We start from the raw sequence: 19,830 nt of genomic DNA on the forward strand, positions 1-19,830 counted from the left end.
TTTTCCAATAGGTATGTTGAGAATTTCTTTTATGCAAAGATAATCCATATAATTCAATTGAATTTTCCTAACTTTGATTCGTCTAAAAAAGATTATTTATGAAGATTTTAAAAATTTTAGCAGTTTCTGCAATGGTGTTGGGAATGACATCTTGTATCAGTAAAAAGCAATATGATGCTTTAAGTACAAACTACAAGCAATGTATTGAGAATATTGGAGAGAGACAAAGAGAAATTCAGGATTTAAAAGGACAAAACTCTGCGTTGGCAAGTGAAAACAATTTATTGAAAAGCCAGCACGATGCTTTAAAATCATCCTTAGATGCATGTTTGTCTAATACAGGAAAAAGCTCTGCAAACATTGATAAGTTAGTAGGCGAAATCAACGCTTCAAATTCTTATATCAAGCAGTTGATTTCTAATAATGCTAAAAATGACAGTTTGAATTTAGCATTGTCAAACAAGCTGAAGAGATCTCTGGATAATGTAACAGACGATGATGTACAGGTAAAAGTTTTGAAAGGAGTGGTAATGATTTCACTTTCAGACAAAATGTTGTATAAAACAGGAGATTACAATGTATTGCCTGCCGCTCAGGAAGTATTAGGAAAAGTAGCAAAAGTGATCAATGATTATGATAAATATTCAGTATTGATTGAGGGTAATACGGATAACGCTCCGTTAAACTCAACTAATCTGCCAAGAGACAACTGGGATCTTTCTGCGTTAAGAGGAACAGCAATTGCTAAAATCCTGCAGACTCAGTTTGGAGTAGACCCTTCAAGAATTACGGCAGGAGGACGTTCTGAGTACAATCCTAAAGCGACCAATATGAGCGTTTCAGGAAGAGCGGAAAACAGAAGAACGGAAATCATCATTATGCCTAAGCTTGATGAATTCATGAAGCTGATGGATATTGCTCCGAAAAAATAATAGTATCTAATTAATTTTAAATACAAATAAATCCCGAAGAAATTCGGGATTTATTGTTTTAATCAGATTACTTCTTCTCTTTTCAATAATGAAATAATTCGTTTAAAAAATGAATTGGATATTGTGTTTTTAGTTTTCTTCAAAGGCTCTGCTTTGCTCATCAACTTAGCAGGCCTCTTCTCATGGGTTTGGTTTTCTGTTACATCCATATCCGTTTTTCTTAGTGTATGCCAAAGGTAGCATGTATAATGCACTTGGGGTATCCGTGTTTTTACGGTAATTTATAGGGGCTTTTTCCTGATGTGAAAATGATTTTTTTCACCATTAAATCTGTTCTTTTCCTTATATTTAGTTAAATTTGAACTACAAAAATTGGTAGAATGAGCTTTTTTGAAGAAAAGAATCCTGAGATGGACAGGTATCTGGAAACCCATGCTTCCTCAGAACCTGAAATTCTGAAAAAACTAAGAAGAGAGACTTTCCAGAAAACTACGCAACCACATATGATATCCGGATATCAACAGGGAAGGCTTTTAGCGATTATTTCCCAGATGCTGAAACCTGAAAATGTGTTGGAAATAGGTACATTTACGGGGTATGCAACGCTTTGTCTTGCTACGGGTTTATCTAAAGAAGGAAAAATAACGACATTAGATGTAAACGAAGACCTGGCTTATCTTCCGCAAAAATATTTTGCAGAAAGCGAGTATTCAGGTCAGATTCACTTTAAACTTCAGGATGCCAAAGAATTTTTAAGACAGACGGATGAGGTTTTTGATCTCGTATTCATCGATGCCGATAAGGAAAACTATGCAGAATATTTCAGGTTAATCAAACCCAGAACAAAATCAGGTTCGGTAGTGATGTTTGATAATGTTCTGTGGTACGGAAAAGTCCTGGAAGAAAACCCTAAACAAAAGTCGACACAGATCATTAAAGAACTCAATGATTTGATTGCAAAAGACGATGATTTTGAAAATCTTATTTTACCTTTGCGTGACGGAGTAAACTTCCTTCGCAGGAAGTAATTAAAATATTTAAAGATTAAAACAGGAAACGGTTTCAAGTCTCTTTTTTTAATCTTGAATGATTCAATCTTTTAATATAAAGTTAATGAATAAAGGAGTTTGTATTGTTACGGTAGCACCGGTACGCGCAGAAAATTCTGACAAAGCTGAAATTGTTACGGAAATACTATTTGGTGAAAGTGCAGATATTCTGGAGGTGAATAAAAACTGGACCAGAATAAAAATGCATTATGACGGCTATGAAGGATGGATGGATACCAAGCAGATAAAGCCGGTGTCAGATGAAGAGCTGGCTAACAGAAAAGTAACGCTGATCACCGAAGATTTTTCTTCTGTTCTTACGAAAGACGGTAAAACCCTGCTTTCTATGGGATCTGAAGTGGATTTCCCTGCCGTGGCATCAAGAAGAAGTCATGATTTGCGTGAAAGTATTGCCCTGACAGCAAAAGAATTCCTTAATGTACCTTATTTATGGGGTGGCAAAAGTTTTTTTGCCGTAGACTGCTCGGGTTTTACCCAACTGGTTTTTAAAATTCATAACGTAAAGCTGCCGAGAGATACTTATCAGCAGGCGGAAGTAGGAGAGCCTTTGACCTTTGTGGAGGAAAGCCAACCGGGAGATCTTGCCTTCTTTGAAAACGCAGAAGGAAAAATTATCCATGTCGGAATCATGCTTGATAATCAAAAAATTATTCATGCTTCAGGAAAGGTAAGAATCGATACCCTTGATTCCAGTGGAATTTTTAATAAAGAACTGAATCAGCATACCCACAAACTGAGAGTGATTAAAAATGTTCTCTAATATTTTGAGAAAATGATGACTAAGGTATTATTAACGGTCAATATTTTACTGCTCATTTCGATCTGGGTTTTTGTCGGATTGAAATATGCCGGTTTGCCTGAAATTATCCCTACTCATTTTGTGATCAACGGAGGTGCAGATGGCTATGATCATAAAAAAATAATCTGGTTTCTGCCTTCAATAGCTACCTTTCTCTTTTTTATCCTTTTTGCTGTTACAAGAGATCCCCATTCTCCGATGCTCAATGTCCCGGATAATTTTCGCAATAAAAAGTCAGTAGAGTTGTTTTCATACAGCATTCTGCTTTCTTTACTATTATTGCTTGGCTATACAATTTTGAAAACTATTTCGGTGGCGGAGGGGAAAACAGATACGTTGGGTGACCTGTTTTTTGTTTTCTTGGGATTATTGTTTGCTGTGATAGGAGCTAATATATTTATTATGTTTAAAAAAGGAAAGAATGGTTAAAACGAAAGACAATTCGGAGCATTATATCTGGGGAAACCTTTGTGATAGCTGGGTTTTAAGAGATACCCCAAATCTTTCGGTTAAACTGGAAAAAATGCCGCCGGATACTGCTGAAAAACTACATTATCACGAAATGGCCGAACAGCTTTTCCATATCTTATCCGGTGAGGCTGTGTTTTATATTGATGATGAAAGATTTTCAGTGAAAAAAGGAGAAAGTATTTCCATCTTGCCGCGATCAAAACATTATATTTCTAATGAGTCGGCAGAAGATCTGGAGTTTCTGTTGATTTCCAGTCCGTCTACGAATAATGACAGAATCGAAACCGAAAAATAATCAGATGTCTTTTTTCTATACCATATTTATCAATCTCCTCATCTTCGGAATGAAGATTTTTTCGTTGTTTAATGAGAAAACCAAAAAAGGGGTTGAAGGAAGAAAACAGTCTTTATCCCTTGTAAAATCTGCATTTTCTGCTTCCGATAAAGTTATCTGGATGCATGCGGCAAGTTTGGGAGAATATGAGCAGGGGCTTCCGGTTCTGGAAAAACTGAAAAAACAGTTTCCCGGGCACAAAATCCTGGTTACTTTCTTTTCTCCGTCCGGTTATGAAAATGTTGTTAAAAAGAAGCACATTGCTGATGTGATCTGTTATCTGCCGTTTGATAAAAAATCGATAGTCAGAGAATTTATTTCGCAGTTTACTACTGAACTGTTTTTTACGGTGAAATATGATTACTGGTATAATCTTCTTGCAGAATTAAAAAATCAGGGAGCAAAAACCTATGTAATTTCTGCATTGTTTTATGAAAGACAGGCTTTCTTTACTTCCTATGGAAAATGGTTGGTAAAGCAGCTGCAAAAAAATATAGACTGGTTTTTTCATCAGACGGAATTCTCATTTGCCCTTGCCAAAAGTGTGGGGCTGGCAAAATCTTCGATAGCCGGAGATACAAGATTTGACCGGGTAAAACAATTGAGGGAAAGAAATAACCATGTCGAATTTATTAAAGATTTTATTGACGGGAAAAAGACCATTGTTTTTGGAAGTTCCTGGCAGGCAGAAGAAAAAATTGCCGTCATGATCTCTGAAAAAAATACTGAAATTAAAATGATCATTGCTCCCCATGATCTGAAAAGGGTTGAACATTTAAAGCAGGCTTTCCCCGATGCCTTGTTATACAGCGAACTGTCAGGTTCTCAACTCTCAACTCTTAACGCTCAACTTTTAATCATTGATAGTATCGGCTTATTATCTAAGCTCTATTCTTACGCAGATATTGCCGTTGTGGGTGGTGGCTTTCATGACGCCGGACTGCATAATATTCTTGAGGCTGCAACATTCGGAGTTCCTGTGATCTTTGGAAACCATTACAGAAAAAATCCTGAAGCGGATGATTTAATCAAAGCCAATGGTGGAAAATCTTTTGATGAAGAGCATGTGGCGGCAGAGTTTGTTCTGTTCCTGAATAATAACGAGGAAGTGCTGGAAGAAATGTCCGGAAACGCAGAAAAGTTTGTTGATGAAAAGCCGAATTCAACAGAAATTATCCTGAAAAAAATCCTGTCACTTTAAAAATCCCTGACTTTTTATATCTTTTACAATTATATCTAAATGTTCAGGAATGTTTTCACATTTCAGCCAGTTCATTTCAAAGCTGTTATTGTCGCAAAGCTTCTGCATATAGCGGTTTCCTTCGATTTTGTTTTTCAGGTCTTCCAGTAATTCATCAATTTCGATCCAATAATCTTCATCCAGTTTTTTTACCAGAACCAGAGCTCTCAGAATTTTATTGATCAGATACATATAAAGCTTGTATACTTCATCAAACCGTTGATGATTAAGCTTACTGTTGTCTAAGATTTTATTGGCGAGAAGCAGATGAAGAGAAATCTCCCCGAATTTATCGGTTGTAATTTTTATATGCTCTGTAATCTCTGCACTGACCTTCCGGATAAGAACTAAAAAATATTTTGAGTTGCTGATGTATTTGGAGGCCAAATCAACTTTCTCTTCAATTTGCTCTTCCATTTGTGTTCTTTTCTGATCTACGTTTTCAGGATCAATCAGTTCAAAATATAATTTTTTAGATAAAAGCTTATCTTTTTTCAATAACCTGAAAATCAAACGGTCTTTTTCTACGGATGAAAAATTACTCAACGCAGCTTTGAATTCTTTTGAATACTCCATTAATTGAAAATTTTAGAATATTTCATAAATCCGTTCATGGCCCAGTTGGCGGTGTAATACAATGATTTTAATGTGGAGAATCCCATGAAATCTTTATATACCAGGTATTGATCTTTCACTATGTTTTGTTTTTTTCTTGAAACACTGGTAGAGTGCATTCTGTATTTTGCCATCGTTTTTTGCAGGGGTTTGCCAACGGGTATTTTCTTCAGTAAATTAAGCCACATCACATGGTCTTCCCGTTTACTGCCTTCCGGGAAATATTCTATCCCGACTCTTTGGGAATCGTACATGGATGAAAGTAAAGAGAGGCGGCATGTTTTCAACAGGTTTTCAAAAGTGACTTCCTTGTCTGCTTTAAAATCTTCAATCTGCGGAATCAGTTCTTCATTACATCTGGCATAATTGGAATAGGCGATCTCTGCATTTTCCTTTTTCATAAATCCTGTCATTTCATCTAAGAAGTTGGGTTCCCAGAAATCATCGGCATCCAGAAAGGTGATGAATCTTCCTGTTGCTTTTTCCAGGGCAAGGTTTCTGGCATGCCCGGCCCCACCGTTTTTTTCAGCGATAGTCAGTTTTACTCTGGGATCATTAATCTTTTGGATAATTTCCACGGAATGATCGGTAGACTGATCATCCGTAATCAGCCATTCCCAGTCTGTAAAAGTTTGATTCATTACAGAAGCGATGGTTTCTTCCAGAAATTTTGAAGAATTATAACAGGGAGTAATAATGGAAACCTCCGGCATACCTATTTTTTTACAAATATAAGATTTTAGAATGGGGTATATTATTGCAGTAATTTTAAGAAAATGGAAATTATATTTCCAAAATCTAAAAAAAATAGTAAAGTTTTTAAAAAAAATCATAATTTTAGGCCTTGAAAAATTTGATATATGAAGAAATTAGCATTACTATTTGCAGGTTTATCATTATTTGTAGCTACAGGATGTAATGATGATGATAATGATACACAGGAATTTCCGCTTGTAGGATTATGGCAGCCTATAAAAGAGGTAGTCACTACAATTCCCGTTAGTGGAAGTGGAGTTTCTGATGAAATTACATATAACGACTGTCAGAAACAATCCAGATGGAGATTTGATGAAGGATCTTCAGGAAAAAGAAACAACGTGGAAGAAAGCCCGAATCCCGGACAGTGTGATACGGTTTTCGAACGTCCTTTCACTTATACCTATAATAAGAGCGACAAAAGAGTGGAGATCAAATACCAGGGAATTGTAACTCCGGATAAAGGAAAAGTAACAACCCTCAATGATACTACATTGAATCTTACTATCGAAGATACTACAGATCCTAATGAATATCATTCTGTAACTTATACATTCAAGAGAATTCCTCAATAATAAGTACTACAAAATATAGCATATCAGATCTCATCTCCGGATGAGATTTTTTATTTCAACCCTTAAGAGAATTAATCCAAAATTAAATTTCCATTTCTTTTAAAATCATTATTTTTGTGAATCTTGATTTGGAAATTTAAAAACTCCAACATCAGAAACTAACATCTAATATCAATAATAAAGTGTTTTACGATCATCAGCAGATAGAAAAAAAGTGGCAGAAATACTGGGAAGAAAATCAAACGTACAAAACTTCCGATGCAACAGATAAACCTAAATTTTATGTTCTCGATATGTTTCCGTATCCATCCGGTGCAGGGCTCCATGTAGGGCACCCGCTGGGATATATTGCTTCTGATATCTATGCGAGATATAAAAGGCATCAGGGATTTAATGTGCTTCACCCGGTAGGATATGACAGCTTTGGACTTCCTGCTGAGCAGTATGCAATCCAGACGGGGCAACATCCTGCGATTACTACTGAGCAGAACATTAACCGATATGAGGAGCAGTTAAGAAAAATCGGTTTTTCATTCGACTGGAGCAGGGAAGTAAGAACTTCAGACGCTTCTTATTATAAATGGACACAATGGATCTTTATTCAGTTGTTCCACTCATGGTATAATAAAAATACAGACAAGGCAGAATCTATCGAAACTTTGATTCAGCATTTTAAAGAAAAAGGAACGGAAGATTTAAATGCCAATCAGAATGAAGAATTAAGTTTCACGGCAGAGGAATGGAACAATGCATCTGATATTGACAAAGAAGATATCTTATTAAATTACAGATTATCCTACAGAGCGGAGACAACGGTCAACTGGTGTCCTGCCTTAGGAACGGTACTGGCAAATGATGAGGTGAAAGACGGAAAATCCGAAAGAGGAGGTTTCCCGGTTTTTCAAAAGAAAATGATGCAGTGGAGCATGAGAATTTCTGCGTATTCTGAAAGATTATTACAGGGGCTTACCACATTAGACTGGCCACAGCCTTTGAAAGATTCTCAGGAATACTGGATCGGAAAATCCCAGGGCGCACAGGTTAAGTTTATGATTGACGGTTTAGAAGCAAAAGAAGGGACTGACAATCATGTAGAAGTGTTTACCACAAGGCCTGATACTATTTTCGGGGCGACATTTATGGTATTGGCGCCTGAAAATCCATTAGTGGAAACAATTACGACTGATGCTCAGAAAGCAGAAGTAGACCATTATATTGAAGAAACTTCCAAGAAAACCGAAAGAGACAGAATGGCTGATGTGAAAAACGTGAGCGGTGCCTTTACGGGAAGTTATGCAATCAACCCTTTCAGCAATGAAAAAATGCCGATCTATATTTCAGATTACGTATTGATGGGATATGGAACCGGAGCGGTTATGGCTGTTCCTGCCCACGATGAGCGTGATCACAGATTTGCAAAGAAATTCAATTTAGAAATTAAAAAGGTTGTTGAAACTGATGAAGATGTTCAGGAGAAATCTTTTGATTCTAAAACCAGCGTTTGTGTCAATTCTGATTTCTTAAACGGTTTAAATTATGATGAAGCAAAAGCATTGATCATTACCGCTATCGAGAGTAAAGGAATCGGGCACGGAACAACCAACTACAGACAGCGTGATGCGATCTTTTCAAGACAGCGTTACTGGGGTGAGCCTGTTCCTATATATTATAAGGATGGAATGCCTTACACCTTACCGAATTCTGCTTTGCCTCTGGAGCTTCCGGAAGTTGAAAAATATTTGCCCACTGAAGACGGAGATCCGCCATTAGGAAATGCAAAAGTTTTTGCGTGGGATGAAACGAATCAGAAAGTAGTTTCTACAGATTTAATTGATGATAAAACAATATTTCCTTTAGAATTATCTACAATGCCGGGCTGGGCAGGAAGCTCATGGTATTTCTTGAGATATATGGATCCTAATGATGATGAGGTTTTTGCTAAAAAAGAATTAACCGATTATTGGGGCCAGGTAGATTTATATATCGGAGGAAGTGAGCACGCAACCGGTCACTTATTATATTCCCGTTTCTGGAACATGTTCCTTAAAGACCGCGGATTTATTAATCATGATGAGCCTTTCCAGAAGTTGATTAATCAGGGAATGATTTTGGGAATGAGTGCGTTTGTGTATAGAATAGACGGAACCAATCAATATGTTTCCAAAAATTTAGCAAATAATTACCAGACTCAGAAAATTCACGTTGATGTATCCTTATTAAAAGGAGCATCTGATGAGTTGGATACTGAGGCGTTCAAACAGTGGAGGCCGGATTATGCTGATGCCGAATTTATTTTGGAAGGCGGAAAATACATCACAGACCGTGAAGTAGAAAAAATGTCCAAGTCTAAATACAACGTAGTCAACCCTGATGATATCTGTGAAGAATACGGAGCAGACGGTTTAAGATTATATGAAATGTTCTTAGGTCCGTTGGAACAATCCAAGCCCTGGAATACTCAGGGGTTAAGCGGAGTATATGGTTTCCTTAAAAAGTTCTGGAATCTATATTTTGATGGAGATAATTTCTCTGTTTCTGATGAAGAGCCAACAAAAGCGGAGTACAAAGTTTTGCATACCTTAATAAAGAAGGTGGTTTTTGACATTGAAAACTTCTCTTTTAATACATCTGTATCTTCATTTATGATCGCTGTCAATGAATTGCAAAAAATAAAATGCAACAAGCGCAATATTCTTGAACCTTTAGCCGTTATTATCTCCCCATATGCACCTCATATCTGTGAAGAGCTTTGGAACTTATTGGGACATGACAATTCAATAGAATTTGAAAAATTCCCTGTATTGAACGAGGATTACCTGGTAGAAGATGAGATTGAATATCCGGTGAGTGTAAATGGTAAAATGAAGTTTAAATTATCCCTATCTGCACAGTTATCTGCCAAAGAAGTGGAAGATTTGGTGCTTCAGGATCAAAAAGTGGTGCAAGTTTTAGAGGGTAAAACACCCAAAAAAATCATTGTGGTGCATCACAGAATTGTGAATATTGTAATTTAAAAAAAAATTAACATTGGTAATTTAAAAAAAATGAGGGGCTAAAATTTTTAAATTTTTAACGTAAATGTTAAAATTAGAGAAAATAAATAATATTTTTAAAAATAATTGTAATATCGAAATCGTATTAAAATTTCTTTATCAAAAAAAACCAAAATGTTTATTTAAGACTCTTGTATTTTAATTAATTTTGCCTTTAATTTACAACCTGTAAAATTTTAAAACAATATAATTTAGTTAAATATGGAAATGAATGTTTCAAAAAATGATGAGCAAGTAGTTGCTAGAAAAGCAGGAGGTTTAAACCCGGCTGTAATTATTCCTATTTTATTCGTTATAGGAGTTTGTATTTATTTATTCGTTCTTGGTAATCCAGGAAACTTCAAAGATGCAGATAAACTTGGTAGTGGTTCTGTAGCTTTCTCTAGTGTTGAAGGAAAAGACATTCACCCAGAGTCGTTTTTAGGAATTATCTACAAAGGAGGGGTTATCGTACCAATCTTGATTACTTTCATGATCACTGTAATCGTTTTCTCTTTTGAAAGATATTTCGTACTTGGCAAAGCTGCTGGTAAAGGAAACTTAGACAACTTCGTAGTTCAGGTAAGAAGCTTATTAAATCAAAACAAAATTGATGAAGCTTTAGAAGAGTGTGACAGACAACAAGGTTCTGTAGGTAACGTAGTGAAAGAAGGTCTTACTACTTACAAAGCTCTATCTCACGATACTACTTTAAATAAAGAGCAAAAAATGGTAGCTCTTAACAAAGCTATCGAAGAAGCTACTACGCTTGAAATGCCAATGTTAGAGAAAAACATGATGATTCTTTCTACATTAGGTACTGTTGCAACGTTAGTAGCACTTTTAGGAACCGTAATCGGGATGATCAAGGCATTCTTCGCATTAGGTTCAGGTGGTGGTACTCCGGATGCTGCTGCACTTTCTACAGGTATCTCTGAAGCATTGATCAACACGGCTTTAGGTATTGGTACTTCAGCTATCGCTATTATCCTTTATAACTTCTTTACATCTAAAATTGATGGATTAACTTATAAGATCGATGAAATCGCTATGAGTATCCAGCAATCTTTCGCTGAATTCAACTAAGAATTTTTAGCAAGGTATTTGCATAAGCAATAAAAGAAGTTTAATTAAAAATAATTCAAAACAATGGCGAGAGTCAAACCAAAAAGACACGGAGTAATTACGGATATGACGGCAATGTGTGACGTTGCATTCCTACTACTTACGTTCTTTATCTTGACCACTCAGTTTAAAAAACCTGACGTGGAGCAGATCAAACCGCCATCTTCAATATCAGAGAAGTTACTTCCTGATGCAAGTTTGATGACTATCAACGCTACTCCGGACGGGAAATTTTATTTCCAGCCGGTAGAAAATGCATCAGAGAGATTACAGCTTTTAGACAAAATGGGTCAGAAATATAACATTACTTTTGACAACAACGAAAAAGCTGCATTCCAGAAAGTACAAGCGATTGGAGTTCCTATGAGCCAATTGAAAAGCTATCTTGATTTGTCAGATGAGGAGCAGAAAAGTTTCAAGAGTCCTACCGGGATTCCTATGGATAGTACAAACAAGCAGTTAGTTGACTGGGTACAGCAGAGTTTAAGCGTAAATCCTGATTATAAATTAGCAATCAAGGGTGACGTTACCACTGAGTATCCTAAAGTTAAAAGCCTGTTTGAGGGTTTAAGAGATATTGATTTTCTTAAATTTTGGTTGATTACATCACAAGAAGGTAAACCTAATGAATAATATCATTTAGAAATGGCAGAAGTACAAGTACAGGAAAAAGGCGCCAAAGGCGGCAAGGTACGTTCCAAGAAACAGAGTACCAGAGTCGATATGACTCCGATGGTGGACTTGGGTTTTCTATTGATTACCTTCTTTATGTTCACAACCACATTTAGTAAACCGAACGTTATGGATTTGGGTCTTCCGGCTAAACCGAAAGATGAAACAAAAAAACCACCTCCAACCGAGATTAAACTTTCTAACTCTATTTCTTTATTATTAGGAAAAGACAATAAGATATTCTGGCATCAGCAAGATAATACATCTTTAACTGATCAGAATCTTAATGAAACTTCTTTCGATAGAGAAGGGATCAGAAAAGTAATCGAGCAGGCAAAAGCAAACGCGGCAGATAAAACCAAATTTACGGTAATTATCAAACCGACTGACGATGCTGTATATAAGAACTTTGTAGATATTCTTGATGAAATGGCTATTACCAAAAGTGAGCAGTACGGTGTTACCGATCTTAAGCCTTGGGAAAAAGCTATTTATGATAGAAAAGTTGGTAACAATGGTGCAGCTCCTGCAGCTACAAAGTAATTAATCATAAAATTGCATTATTATGGCAGATGAAAATGTGTACGGTCAAAATCTTACTTTAGACGAGATCGTATTTGAAAATAGAAATAAGGAATATGGTGCTTATGATCTTAGACATCAGTATCCGAGACTTCTGACAAAATCTTTTATTGTCGGAACAGCATTATTCCTGATTGCGGCTTTGTCTCCTTTCATTTATCTTACGATTAAAAGACTTACTGCACCACCTAAACAAGAAGTGAAGGCTGATCTGGTAGAAATTCTTCAGGAAGATAAAATTATTGAGCAGCCGAAAGAAGAAGAACCACCTCCACCTCCTCCGCCAAAAGAGGAAGAGAAAATTGAAATTATTCAAAACGTGGTTCCTGAGCCTGTAAAAGCTCCTAAAATTGAAACACCACCGCCGCCGATTTCTAAGCAGTTAGAAACGACGACAGGTTTACAAAACCAGGAAGGTGTAAAAGCTCCGGCTTATACTCCTCCACCGCCACCGCCATCTACAGGTACAAGAACTTCAACTGCGGAAGTTAAACCACAGGTTAACGAAAACCAGGTTTATACGGAAGTAGAGCAGACTGCTGAATTCCCTGGAGGTATCAATGCCTTCAGAAATAAAGTGTCAAGCAACTTTGACGGTTCTGCAATGAACGGAGATGAAGGTGCTGTAAAGGCTGAAGTTACTTTCGTAGTAGAAAGAGACGGTAGTATTACAGACGTTAAGGCAAATGGTTCAAATTCTGACTTCAACGCTGAAGCAGTAAGAACGATTAAGTCTATTAAGAATAAATGGACTCCTGCAAAAATTAATGGACAATCTGTACGTTATAGATTCAGATTACCATTGACAATGAATTTTGAAGGATAATTTTATCTTTAAATAATAATTAAAAAAGAGAAGCTTATGCTTCTCTTTTTATTTTTTTTGGTATTTTTGTTATATGATGTTCAATTGGTTATCCCTGATTACGGGACTATTCTATATAGCTTTAGGAATAGTAGTTATCGTTTATAAATTCTTTTTTACACTTCTGGAGCCTGCTATCGCATATATTTTGGGAGCGGTTCTTATTCTGTATGGTATATTCAGGATATACAGAGCAGTATCAAAAATTAAAAATTCAGGAAATGAAGAATAGATTTAAAGCAATCGCATTAGTTGCTTTTAGTGTTATTACGGTAATAAGCTGTAAAAAAGAAGATAAATCTCCGTCTTATCATAAAGGGGATCTTACGATTCTTACCGACGAATCTTTTAAAAGCGTTACAGAAGCACTTGCTGACGGATATATGATTAATTATCCTGAAACCCATATTAAAGTTGTTACGAAAAAAGAAGATTTAGGATTTTTGGATCTGTTGAATGACAAAGCCAGGATTGCTGTTATGTCAAGGGAGTTGAGCCCCGAAGAAGTCAAAACCTATGAGGAACAGGTAGACCTGAAAATTTTACCCGCTAAATTTGCTGCCGATGCAGTAGTGTTTATTGTTCCTAAGAATTCTCCTAAAACAAGTATTTCAATGACGGAGATTCAAAACGGATTAGCGTCTGATAACAAAGAATTTATTTTTGACGGTGCCAATTCCAGTAATTTGAATTTTGTGGCTCAAAAATTGAAAAAACAGCCTAAAGATTTAAAATTCTCAGTGATTCCGGGAAGCAGAAATATTATTGAAGAACTCGATAAATATCCTGATAAAATAGGAGTTATCGGACTTAATACTTTCAGCCGCCCGTATGATAAAGTTTCCGAGCAATTAAGAGATAAGGTGAAGATATTACCTGTCGAAACAAAAGGAAAATTATATACTGCTGATTCTGATGGGTTACGTGAAATGAAATATCCTTTTACCAGAGTTTTATACTTTTTGACCAATGAAGGTAATTTTAATATTGCCAATGGTTTTATAAGATATTCATGCACACAATTAGGCCAAATGATCGTACAGAAAGAAGGTTTGCAGCCTTATAATATCTATAAAAGAGAGGTGCAAATGCGTTAAAAAATATTAAATTAACCTTTTACCCCAAATAATTACACTATTTTGGTCCAAAAATTGTGTAGAATATAAAACTGATTTAGAAAAATATAAAATGAAAGATATAATGAATATGAATGTAAAGAAGATTGCCTTTGGAGCAGCAGTGGTATTTTTTACCAATTTTGCGTTTGCGCAGACACTACAAGACGGTATCAACAGTATTGATAGTGATAAATTTGCACAAGCTAAAAACAATTTCACTGATATGATTGCGAAAGCACCTACAGCTGAAAACTATTTTTATCTGGGAAATACTTTTTTAAGACAAGGAGAACCTGACTTTGCAAAAGCAACGGAAAGTTTTAATAAAGGTCTTGCTGCCGACAGCAAAAGCTACCTTAATAAATTAGGTCTTGCCACAGTAAAACTGGGAAAAGGAGATAAATCTGCAGTTGCTGAAATTCAGAAGATTGTAACAGACTCCAGAGAAAAGGATGCTGAAGTATTGTTCAGAGCAGCAGAAGCTTTGACTTTATTTGAAAAAAACAATTCACCTGATTTAGCAATTCAATTCCTTAATAAAGCAATTGAAAGAGCTCAGAAGAAAGAAGTTCCTGCACACTACTATTATACATTAGGAGATGCTTACAGATTAAAGAGAATGCCTGGAGACGCAATGTCTGCTTATGATAAAGCATTACCTTTAGCTAAAAACAAAGCATCCGTTTATACAAGAATCGGTACTTTATGGATGGCTGCCCAGCAATGGAAGCAGGCTAAAGAAAGTATGGATAAAGCGGTTTCTGTAGATCCAACATATGCACCGGCTTATAAAGCATTGGCTGCCTACGATATCAAATATCAGGAAAATGCTAAAGCTACACAGGATTTGATCAACTATACAAAATATGCTGATGAAGACCCGTATACTCAGTTGGAGATTTCAAAATTGTATTTCACCAACGATGATTATGCCAATTCAAAAGCAATCTTAGATAAGATCTTTGACAAAATCGATGATCCGATTAAATTCAAATTAAGAGCTTATCAGTTATATGCTGACGGAAAATATGCTGAAGCAAAACAAAGCATGGATACTTTTGTATCTCAGGCTGATAAATCCAGAGTACAACCTGCAGACCAGGGATTACAGGGTTTGATCGCTGCCGGTTTAGCTAAAACAGAAACTGATGCAGCTAAAAAATCTGCTTTAACGACTGAAGCGCAACAAAAAGTGGCAATTGCTAAAGCTGCCAAAGATGAAACCATGAAGTGGGATATGGAATTGGCAAAAATTTCCGGCGGTGGAGCTTCTCAGGCAAGTGCAGATTCAGGGCCTACAAACCCAACGATTGAAGCATTGAAAAAGCAGGTAGCAGCTAATGCTCAGGATTCCGATGCATTGTTCAAACTGGCTACGGCTTACCAGGATGCTAAAAACTGGAATGGAGCTATCCTGACATGGCAGAAAATGATTGCATTGCTTCCGGATTGGGCTCCGGCTTATTACAGCCAGGGATATTCTTACCAACAGGCGGGAAATAACGATGCTGCAAAATTATCTTATGAAAAATTCATCAGTACGGTAAAACCGGCTGATATGGAAGCTAACAAACAAACTTTAGCTTATGCTTACTTTGCGGTAGCTTATATGAATAAAGATTCTGATCTTGCTAAAGCTAAAGACTATGTAGCAAAATCTTTACAGTTAGATCCTACCTATCAGGATGCTGTAAAATTGAATGCAGAGATCAACAAATAATTTAAAATTTAAATTATAGATATTAAAACTTCCCATCCGTAATGTTTGGGAAGTTTTTATTTTAAGCCTTACCTTTGAAAATATGAAAACAGATATACTTGCTTTTGGAGCACATCCTGATGATGTAGAGCTGGGATGTGGCGGTACTATTGCCAAATTGGTTTCGGAAGGTAAAACATGCGTTATTGTAGATCTCACTAAAGGTGAAATGGGTACCAGAGGTACGGATGAAACGAGAAAAGAAGAAGCTGCCGATTCTGCAAAGATTTTAGGGGTTTCTGCAAGAGAGAATCTAGGAATGAAAGATGGCTTCCTTGTCAATTCTGAGGAATATCAGATGAAGATCGTAAAAATGATCCGCAAATACCGCCCTGAAATCGTCTTGGCCAATGCAATTGATGATAGACATCCGGACCATGCAAAAGGAGCGAAATTAGTATCCGATGCGTGCTTTTTAGCCGGATTAAGAAAAATTGAGACTGTGGAAGATGGAGAAAATCAGGAAGTATGGAGACCGAAACATATTTTCCACTACATACAATGGAAAAATATACAGCCGGAATTTGTTATCGATATTTCTGAGCATCTTGATAAGAAATTAGAAGCATGTAAGGCATTCAAAACCCAGTTTTATGATCCGAATTCGAATGAACCGGTGACTCCGATTGCAACGAAAGACTTCTTTGAGAGCCTGACTTATCGTGCTCAGGATTTAGGGCGTTTATCGGGAGTTGCTTACGCTGAGGGCTTTACAACTGAGAAGCTGATTGCACTGAAAAATTTTGATGGAATTGTTTTGTAATTAAAAATTCTTTCCTATATTTGCAACCACAAAACGGTGATTGTAGCTCAGTTGGTTAGAGCGTCGGATTGTGGTTCCGAAGGTCGGGGGTTCGAGACCCCTCATTCACCCAAAATTTAAGTCCCGCTAAGGTTTTAGCGGGATTTCTTTTTTTATTAATCTTATCTTTCTATTTCAACTATTTAAAATTCAGTTACAGATTATTTAAATAATCTTCGTTAGTCAATCGACACATTTTTTATTCGATCCCCTTATTTTGGCATTAAGCCATACTTTTTCTTTGTATTTCCCTTAATTATAAAAAACATAAATAAATATATGATTGTGTTTGGTTTTTAATGTTTTATATTATGAGATAACTAGTATAAAGAACAATCCCTGGGTTATTTTTTTCGTTGCCAAATACCATTCTGCATTTGATATTATTTTCTAGATTTGTAAAAAACGAAACCCATAAATTAAACATCCATGAAAAACTCTCTACTTCCAAAAAAATCAATTTACTCTCATTTTCATAAAATAAATAAGCTTGTTTATGTCGTCATATTTATAAGTTGTTTAGGTTTTGCGCAGAATAGAGAAGTCTCTGAAATTTATTATACTCCCAATGGAATATTTGACCAGGTTTTTGATAGTCAGGGCCGGGTATTTAAATTATCTGAAATTGAAACTATAAGACCTCATTCTACAGAAAATGGAAAGACAATATTAAATGCACAGTCTTTCTCATCAGGTATTTTTGAGCTTTATTTTGAAAATGGAAGTGGTATGGAAACTGTTGGGAATGCGATTCATGATCAAAGACGAGCTGTTATACTTCAGGCATTTCTGGATATTTCTGATTTTATCAATACTCCTTTAAAAAATACAGGAAACAACACTAAGGTGAAGTTTTGGATACGAAACCCGGCGGCATTAGGTTTATCCTCAAATACAGGCAGCTCTGCAGGTGCCTTTTATAGCTTTCCGACATTTTCAGCAGGAATTAGTAATCAAGGTATGGACTTTGGCGGAATTTTAGATAATGAAATATGGAAGACAATACACACCGGAGTTGATTCATATTCTAATACTGTTTTTCCCGTTATTAACACTAATAATACCGGTAATTTCTATCATGGTTGGGCATGTTTCAATTTTTCAGGAACAGTAAACTGGAATTTAGATTATAACAAATATAATGCTGCCACTTCATACCCTTCTAATTATCTTGATTTTTATTCAACAATAATTCATGAAGTTACGCATTCCTTAGGGTTTAATAGTTTAATGAGGTATAACGGGAACAGCACTTTCTATAATAATCCTGGAAATTATTTTACGAGATATGATAAAAATTTAAAAACAAGTTCAGATTTGGCATTAATTACAAACACTTCAGCAACTGGTGGCCAAATGTATGGTTTTAATTATAATTCAGCTATTCCGGGTCCTGTTTTATATCCGAGCTGTAGTGCATTTCCACCGGAATTTAATGGCAATAGTGGTTCTTTTAATTGTTCAGGTTCTATGAAATATGTCGGTAATGTTACAGTACCTGTTTACACTCCGTCCTGTTTTGAAAATGGAGGCAGTTTAAGTCATTTTGAAGACGCCTGTTACAACGGAAATTCTAATGATCAGTATTTTATGATGAGTGACAGGGCTTCCGGTCTTTTTGCTAAAAGAACTTTAACAAATGAAGAAAGACAGGTATTATGTGATATTGGTTATAGTCTTCAAGGTACTTTTGGAAACATGAGTAACTTTACCTACAAAAATTATGGTGTTGCAAATTGCGCAGGAATTTCGGTTGGCGGAGTTAATGACGGCTTTTTAAATGGAGTTTACGCTTTTCAGGGTAATGCAGGCACAAATATTAGTGTAGATGGAATATTGAATAATGATTATATCAGTGGTTCATCGTCCAATTTGAGTTTTGAATTTGTTCAGGATTTATATGATCCGGATGCGGTTATATCAGGAATTACCTCCACTTCATTTGTATTCAAATCTTATGTTCCGGGTGTACATTTATTGCGCTATGTTCCGTTTGACAGTAGTAGCGGGCAGCGTGGAAACATTACCTATATTTATGTAAATGTTTTTAATAATTGTACAAATGCTACTCAACCCAATTTAGTTAGAAATGGTGATTTTGAAGAGCACAATTATGTTCCTACTTATACAAGTCAAATGTATAAATCTTGTGGCTGGCAATGTACAAGTTATTTTCCGTCACCTGATTATTTAAATTCAGATTCAACATATCCACATGTGAGTATTCCTTCAAATATTTTTGGTAATCAATCAGATAAGATCAGCGGGAACCATGCTTATGCCGGAATGTTTGTATCACCAAACCGACCGACATTACTACAAAATGTCTATAGTGAATCTTTAAAAACCGAATTAACGAGTTCTTTGCTGCCGAACACTAAATATCAATTATCTTTTGATGTATCAAAGGCTGATAATTATTTAGCAAATGGCATAAAATTTCAGGCATTTATTACTGATGTCAACTTAGAGTTAACAACAGGCGGAATTATTCCGGTTTCAAATATAACTTCTGATAAAGTTTTTTTGACAAATCCGACTTTTTCAGGTTCTGCTTCGGCAACTGAATGGGAAACAATCACTTTTACATTTACAACCGGCAGCAATCCTAATTTAAAATATCTCCATATTGGAGGGTTAAATAATGTGCAATTTCAAAATAGTAATGGTCCTGACACTTATTACTATTTAGACAATGTTTCTCTAATTCCTGTTTCAGAACTTGGATTATCAACATCAGATTTTGAGAGCAACGATATTGAAATTTTTCCAAATCCTGCCAAATCAATAATTACGATTACAAATTCAAACTCAAATATAAAATCTATTGAACTTTATGATAGAGCAGGAAGAATTTTAAGATCTGAAAAAGTCAATAAAACAGAAATTCAACTTGATATATCAAATTATCAGGTAGGAACTTATGTAGTTAAGGTAACTACCGATAACGGAAGTATATCTAAAAAAATTATTAAAGACTGATAAATTTAAGGGGCAAGATTAGAGACCTAGCAATATCTATAAAGGTACACTTCAATAGTGTACCTTTTTTATAATAAGTGAATCTTTATAGTATATAGTAA

At 35.7% G+C, this 19,830-nt stretch carries 19 protein-coding genes and 1 tRNA gene; 18 read left to right on the forward strand and 2 right to left on the reverse strand.

Annotation, left to right across the window (positions count from 1 at the left end):
* Window positions 1–98: 98 nt before the first annotated feature.
* The 6 genes from AB8P06_RS16210 (at window position 99) to AB8P06_RS16235 (ending at window position 4,807) form a co-directional block, all read left to right on the forward strand.
* The gene (locus tag AB8P06_RS16210) at window positions 99–932 is read left to right on the forward strand and encodes an OmpA family protein (RefSeq protein ID WP_369843300.1); all 834 of its coding nucleotides are present in this window, start codon (window positions 99–101) and stop codon (window positions 930–932) included.
* Between the two features lie 380 nt (window positions 933–1,312).
* Window positions 1,313–1,960 (forward strand): O-methyltransferase, encoded by a 648-nt coding sequence (locus tag AB8P06_RS16215; protein WP_369843301.1) that lies wholly within the window; start codon window positions 1,313–1,315, stop codon window positions 1,958–1,960.
* Between the two features lie 85 nt (window positions 1,961–2,045).
* The gene (locus tag AB8P06_RS16220; RefSeq protein ID WP_369843302.1) at window positions 2,046–2,762 is read left to right on the forward strand and encodes a C40 family peptidase; all 717 of its coding nucleotides are present in this window, start codon (window positions 2,046–2,048) and stop codon (window positions 2,760–2,762) included.
* A 12-nt stretch (window positions 2,763–2,774) separates the two neighbouring features.
* The gene (locus AB8P06_RS16225) at window positions 2,775–3,230 is read left to right on the forward strand and encodes a DUF1648 domain-containing protein (RefSeq protein WP_369843303.1); all 456 of its coding nucleotides are present in this window, start codon (window positions 2,775–2,777) and stop codon (window positions 3,228–3,230) included.
* Window positions 3,223–3,567 (forward strand): cupin domain-containing protein, encoded by a 345-nt coding sequence (locus AB8P06_RS16230; RefSeq protein ID WP_369843304.1) that lies wholly within the window; start codon window positions 3,223–3,225, stop codon window positions 3,565–3,567. Before AB8P06_RS16225 ends, AB8P06_RS16230 begins: the two co-directional genes overlap by 8 nt.
* Before the next feature lie 4 nt (window positions 3,568–3,571).
* On the forward strand, window positions 3,572–4,807 hold the full coding sequence (locus AB8P06_RS16235) for a 3-deoxy-D-manno-octulosonic acid transferase (protein ID WP_369843305.1): 1,236 nt from the start codon (window positions 3,572–3,574) through the stop codon (window positions 4,805–4,807).
* Here the strand turns inward: AB8P06_RS16235 and AB8P06_RS16240 are convergent.
* On the reverse strand, window positions 4,799–5,422 hold the full coding sequence (locus AB8P06_RS16240; protein WP_369843306.1) for a deoxyuridine 5'-triphosphate nucleotidohydrolase: 624 nt from the start codon (window positions 5,420–5,422) through the stop codon (window positions 4,799–4,801). The genes AB8P06_RS16235 and AB8P06_RS16240 overlap by 9 nt on opposite strands.
* Window positions 5,422–6,174, reverse strand: a complete 753-nt coding sequence (locus tag AB8P06_RS16245; RefSeq protein WP_369843307.1) for a glycosyltransferase family 2 protein — start codon at window positions 6,172–6,174, stop codon at window positions 5,422–5,424. Before AB8P06_RS16245 ends, AB8P06_RS16240 begins: the two co-directional genes overlap by 1 nt.
* Window positions 6,175–6,321: 147 nt before the next feature.
* On the opposite strand from AB8P06_RS16245, the gene AB8P06_RS16250 reads away from it, so the two are divergent.
* From AB8P06_RS16250 to AB8P06_RS16305, 12 genes are all read left to right on the forward strand, one after another.
* A complete protein-coding gene (locus AB8P06_RS16250) occupies window positions 6,322–6,792 on the forward strand; it encodes a lipocalin-like domain-containing protein (protein WP_369843308.1) in 471 nt (156 codons plus the stop codon).
* Window positions 6,793–6,974: 182 nt separating this feature from the next.
* Window positions 6,975–9,806 (forward strand): leucine--tRNA ligase, encoded by a 2,832-nt coding sequence (gene leuS / locus AB8P06_RS16255; protein WP_369843309.1) that lies wholly within the window; start codon window positions 6,975–6,977, stop codon window positions 9,804–9,806.
* 240 nt (window positions 9,807–10,046) lie between these two features.
* Window positions 10,047–10,910, forward strand: a complete 864-nt coding sequence (locus AB8P06_RS16260; RefSeq protein WP_034669421.1) for a MotA/TolQ/ExbB proton channel family protein — start codon at window positions 10,047–10,049, stop codon at window positions 10,908–10,910.
* A 63-nt stretch (window positions 10,911–10,973) separates the two neighbouring features.
* Entirely contained in the window at window positions 10,974–11,582 is a 609-nt protein-coding gene (locus AB8P06_RS16265) for an ExbD/TolR family protein (protein ID WP_369843310.1), read from the forward strand.
* A gap of 12 nt (window positions 11,583–11,594) precedes the next feature.
* The gene (locus AB8P06_RS16270) at window positions 11,595–12,164 is read left to right on the forward strand and encodes an ExbD/TolR family protein (RefSeq protein WP_369843311.1); all 570 of its coding nucleotides are present in this window, start codon (window positions 11,595–11,597) and stop codon (window positions 12,162–12,164) included.
* A 22-nt stretch (window positions 12,165–12,186) separates the two neighbouring features.
* Window positions 12,187–13,029 (forward strand): energy transducer TonB, encoded by an 843-nt coding sequence (locus AB8P06_RS16275; protein WP_369843312.1) that lies wholly within the window; start codon window positions 12,187–12,189, stop codon window positions 13,027–13,029.
* A gap of 73 nt (window positions 13,030–13,102) precedes the next feature.
* Window positions 13,103–13,300 (forward strand): DUF308 domain-containing protein, encoded by a 198-nt coding sequence (locus AB8P06_RS16280; protein WP_369843313.1) that lies wholly within the window; start codon window positions 13,103–13,105, stop codon window positions 13,298–13,300.
* Window positions 13,290–14,165, forward strand: a complete 876-nt coding sequence (locus tag AB8P06_RS16285; protein WP_369843314.1) for a PstS family phosphate ABC transporter substrate-binding protein — start codon at window positions 13,290–13,292, stop codon at window positions 14,163–14,165. The genes AB8P06_RS16280 and AB8P06_RS16285 overlap by 11 nt, the downstream gene beginning before the upstream one ends.
* A 91-nt stretch (window positions 14,166–14,256) precedes the next feature.
* Entirely contained in the window at window positions 14,257–15,906 is a 1,650-nt protein-coding gene (locus AB8P06_RS16290) for a tetratricopeptide repeat protein (protein WP_369843315.1), read from the forward strand.
* An 82-nt stretch (window positions 15,907–15,988) separates the two neighbouring features.
* The gene (gene bshB1, locus AB8P06_RS16295) at window positions 15,989–16,708 is read left to right on the forward strand and encodes a bacillithiol biosynthesis deacetylase BshB1 (RefSeq protein ID WP_369843316.1); all 720 of its coding nucleotides are present in this window, start codon (window positions 15,989–15,991) and stop codon (window positions 16,706–16,708) included.
* A gap of 35 nt (window positions 16,709–16,743) precedes the next feature.
* Window positions 16,744–16,819 (forward strand) — tRNA-His (locus AB8P06_RS16300).
* Window positions 16,820–17,176: 357 nt separating this feature from the next.
* Window positions 17,177–19,729, forward strand: a complete 2,553-nt coding sequence (locus AB8P06_RS16305) for a T9SS type A sorting domain-containing protein (RefSeq protein WP_369843317.1) — start codon at window positions 17,177–17,179, stop codon at window positions 19,727–19,729.
* Window positions 19,730–19,830 lie beyond the last annotated feature (101 nt).

The sequence above is a fragment of the Chryseobacterium tongliaonense genome (assembly GCF_041224435.1).
Taxonomy (GTDB): domain Bacteria; phylum Bacteroidota; class Bacteroidia; order Flavobacteriales; family Weeksellaceae; genus Chryseobacterium; species Chryseobacterium tongliaoense.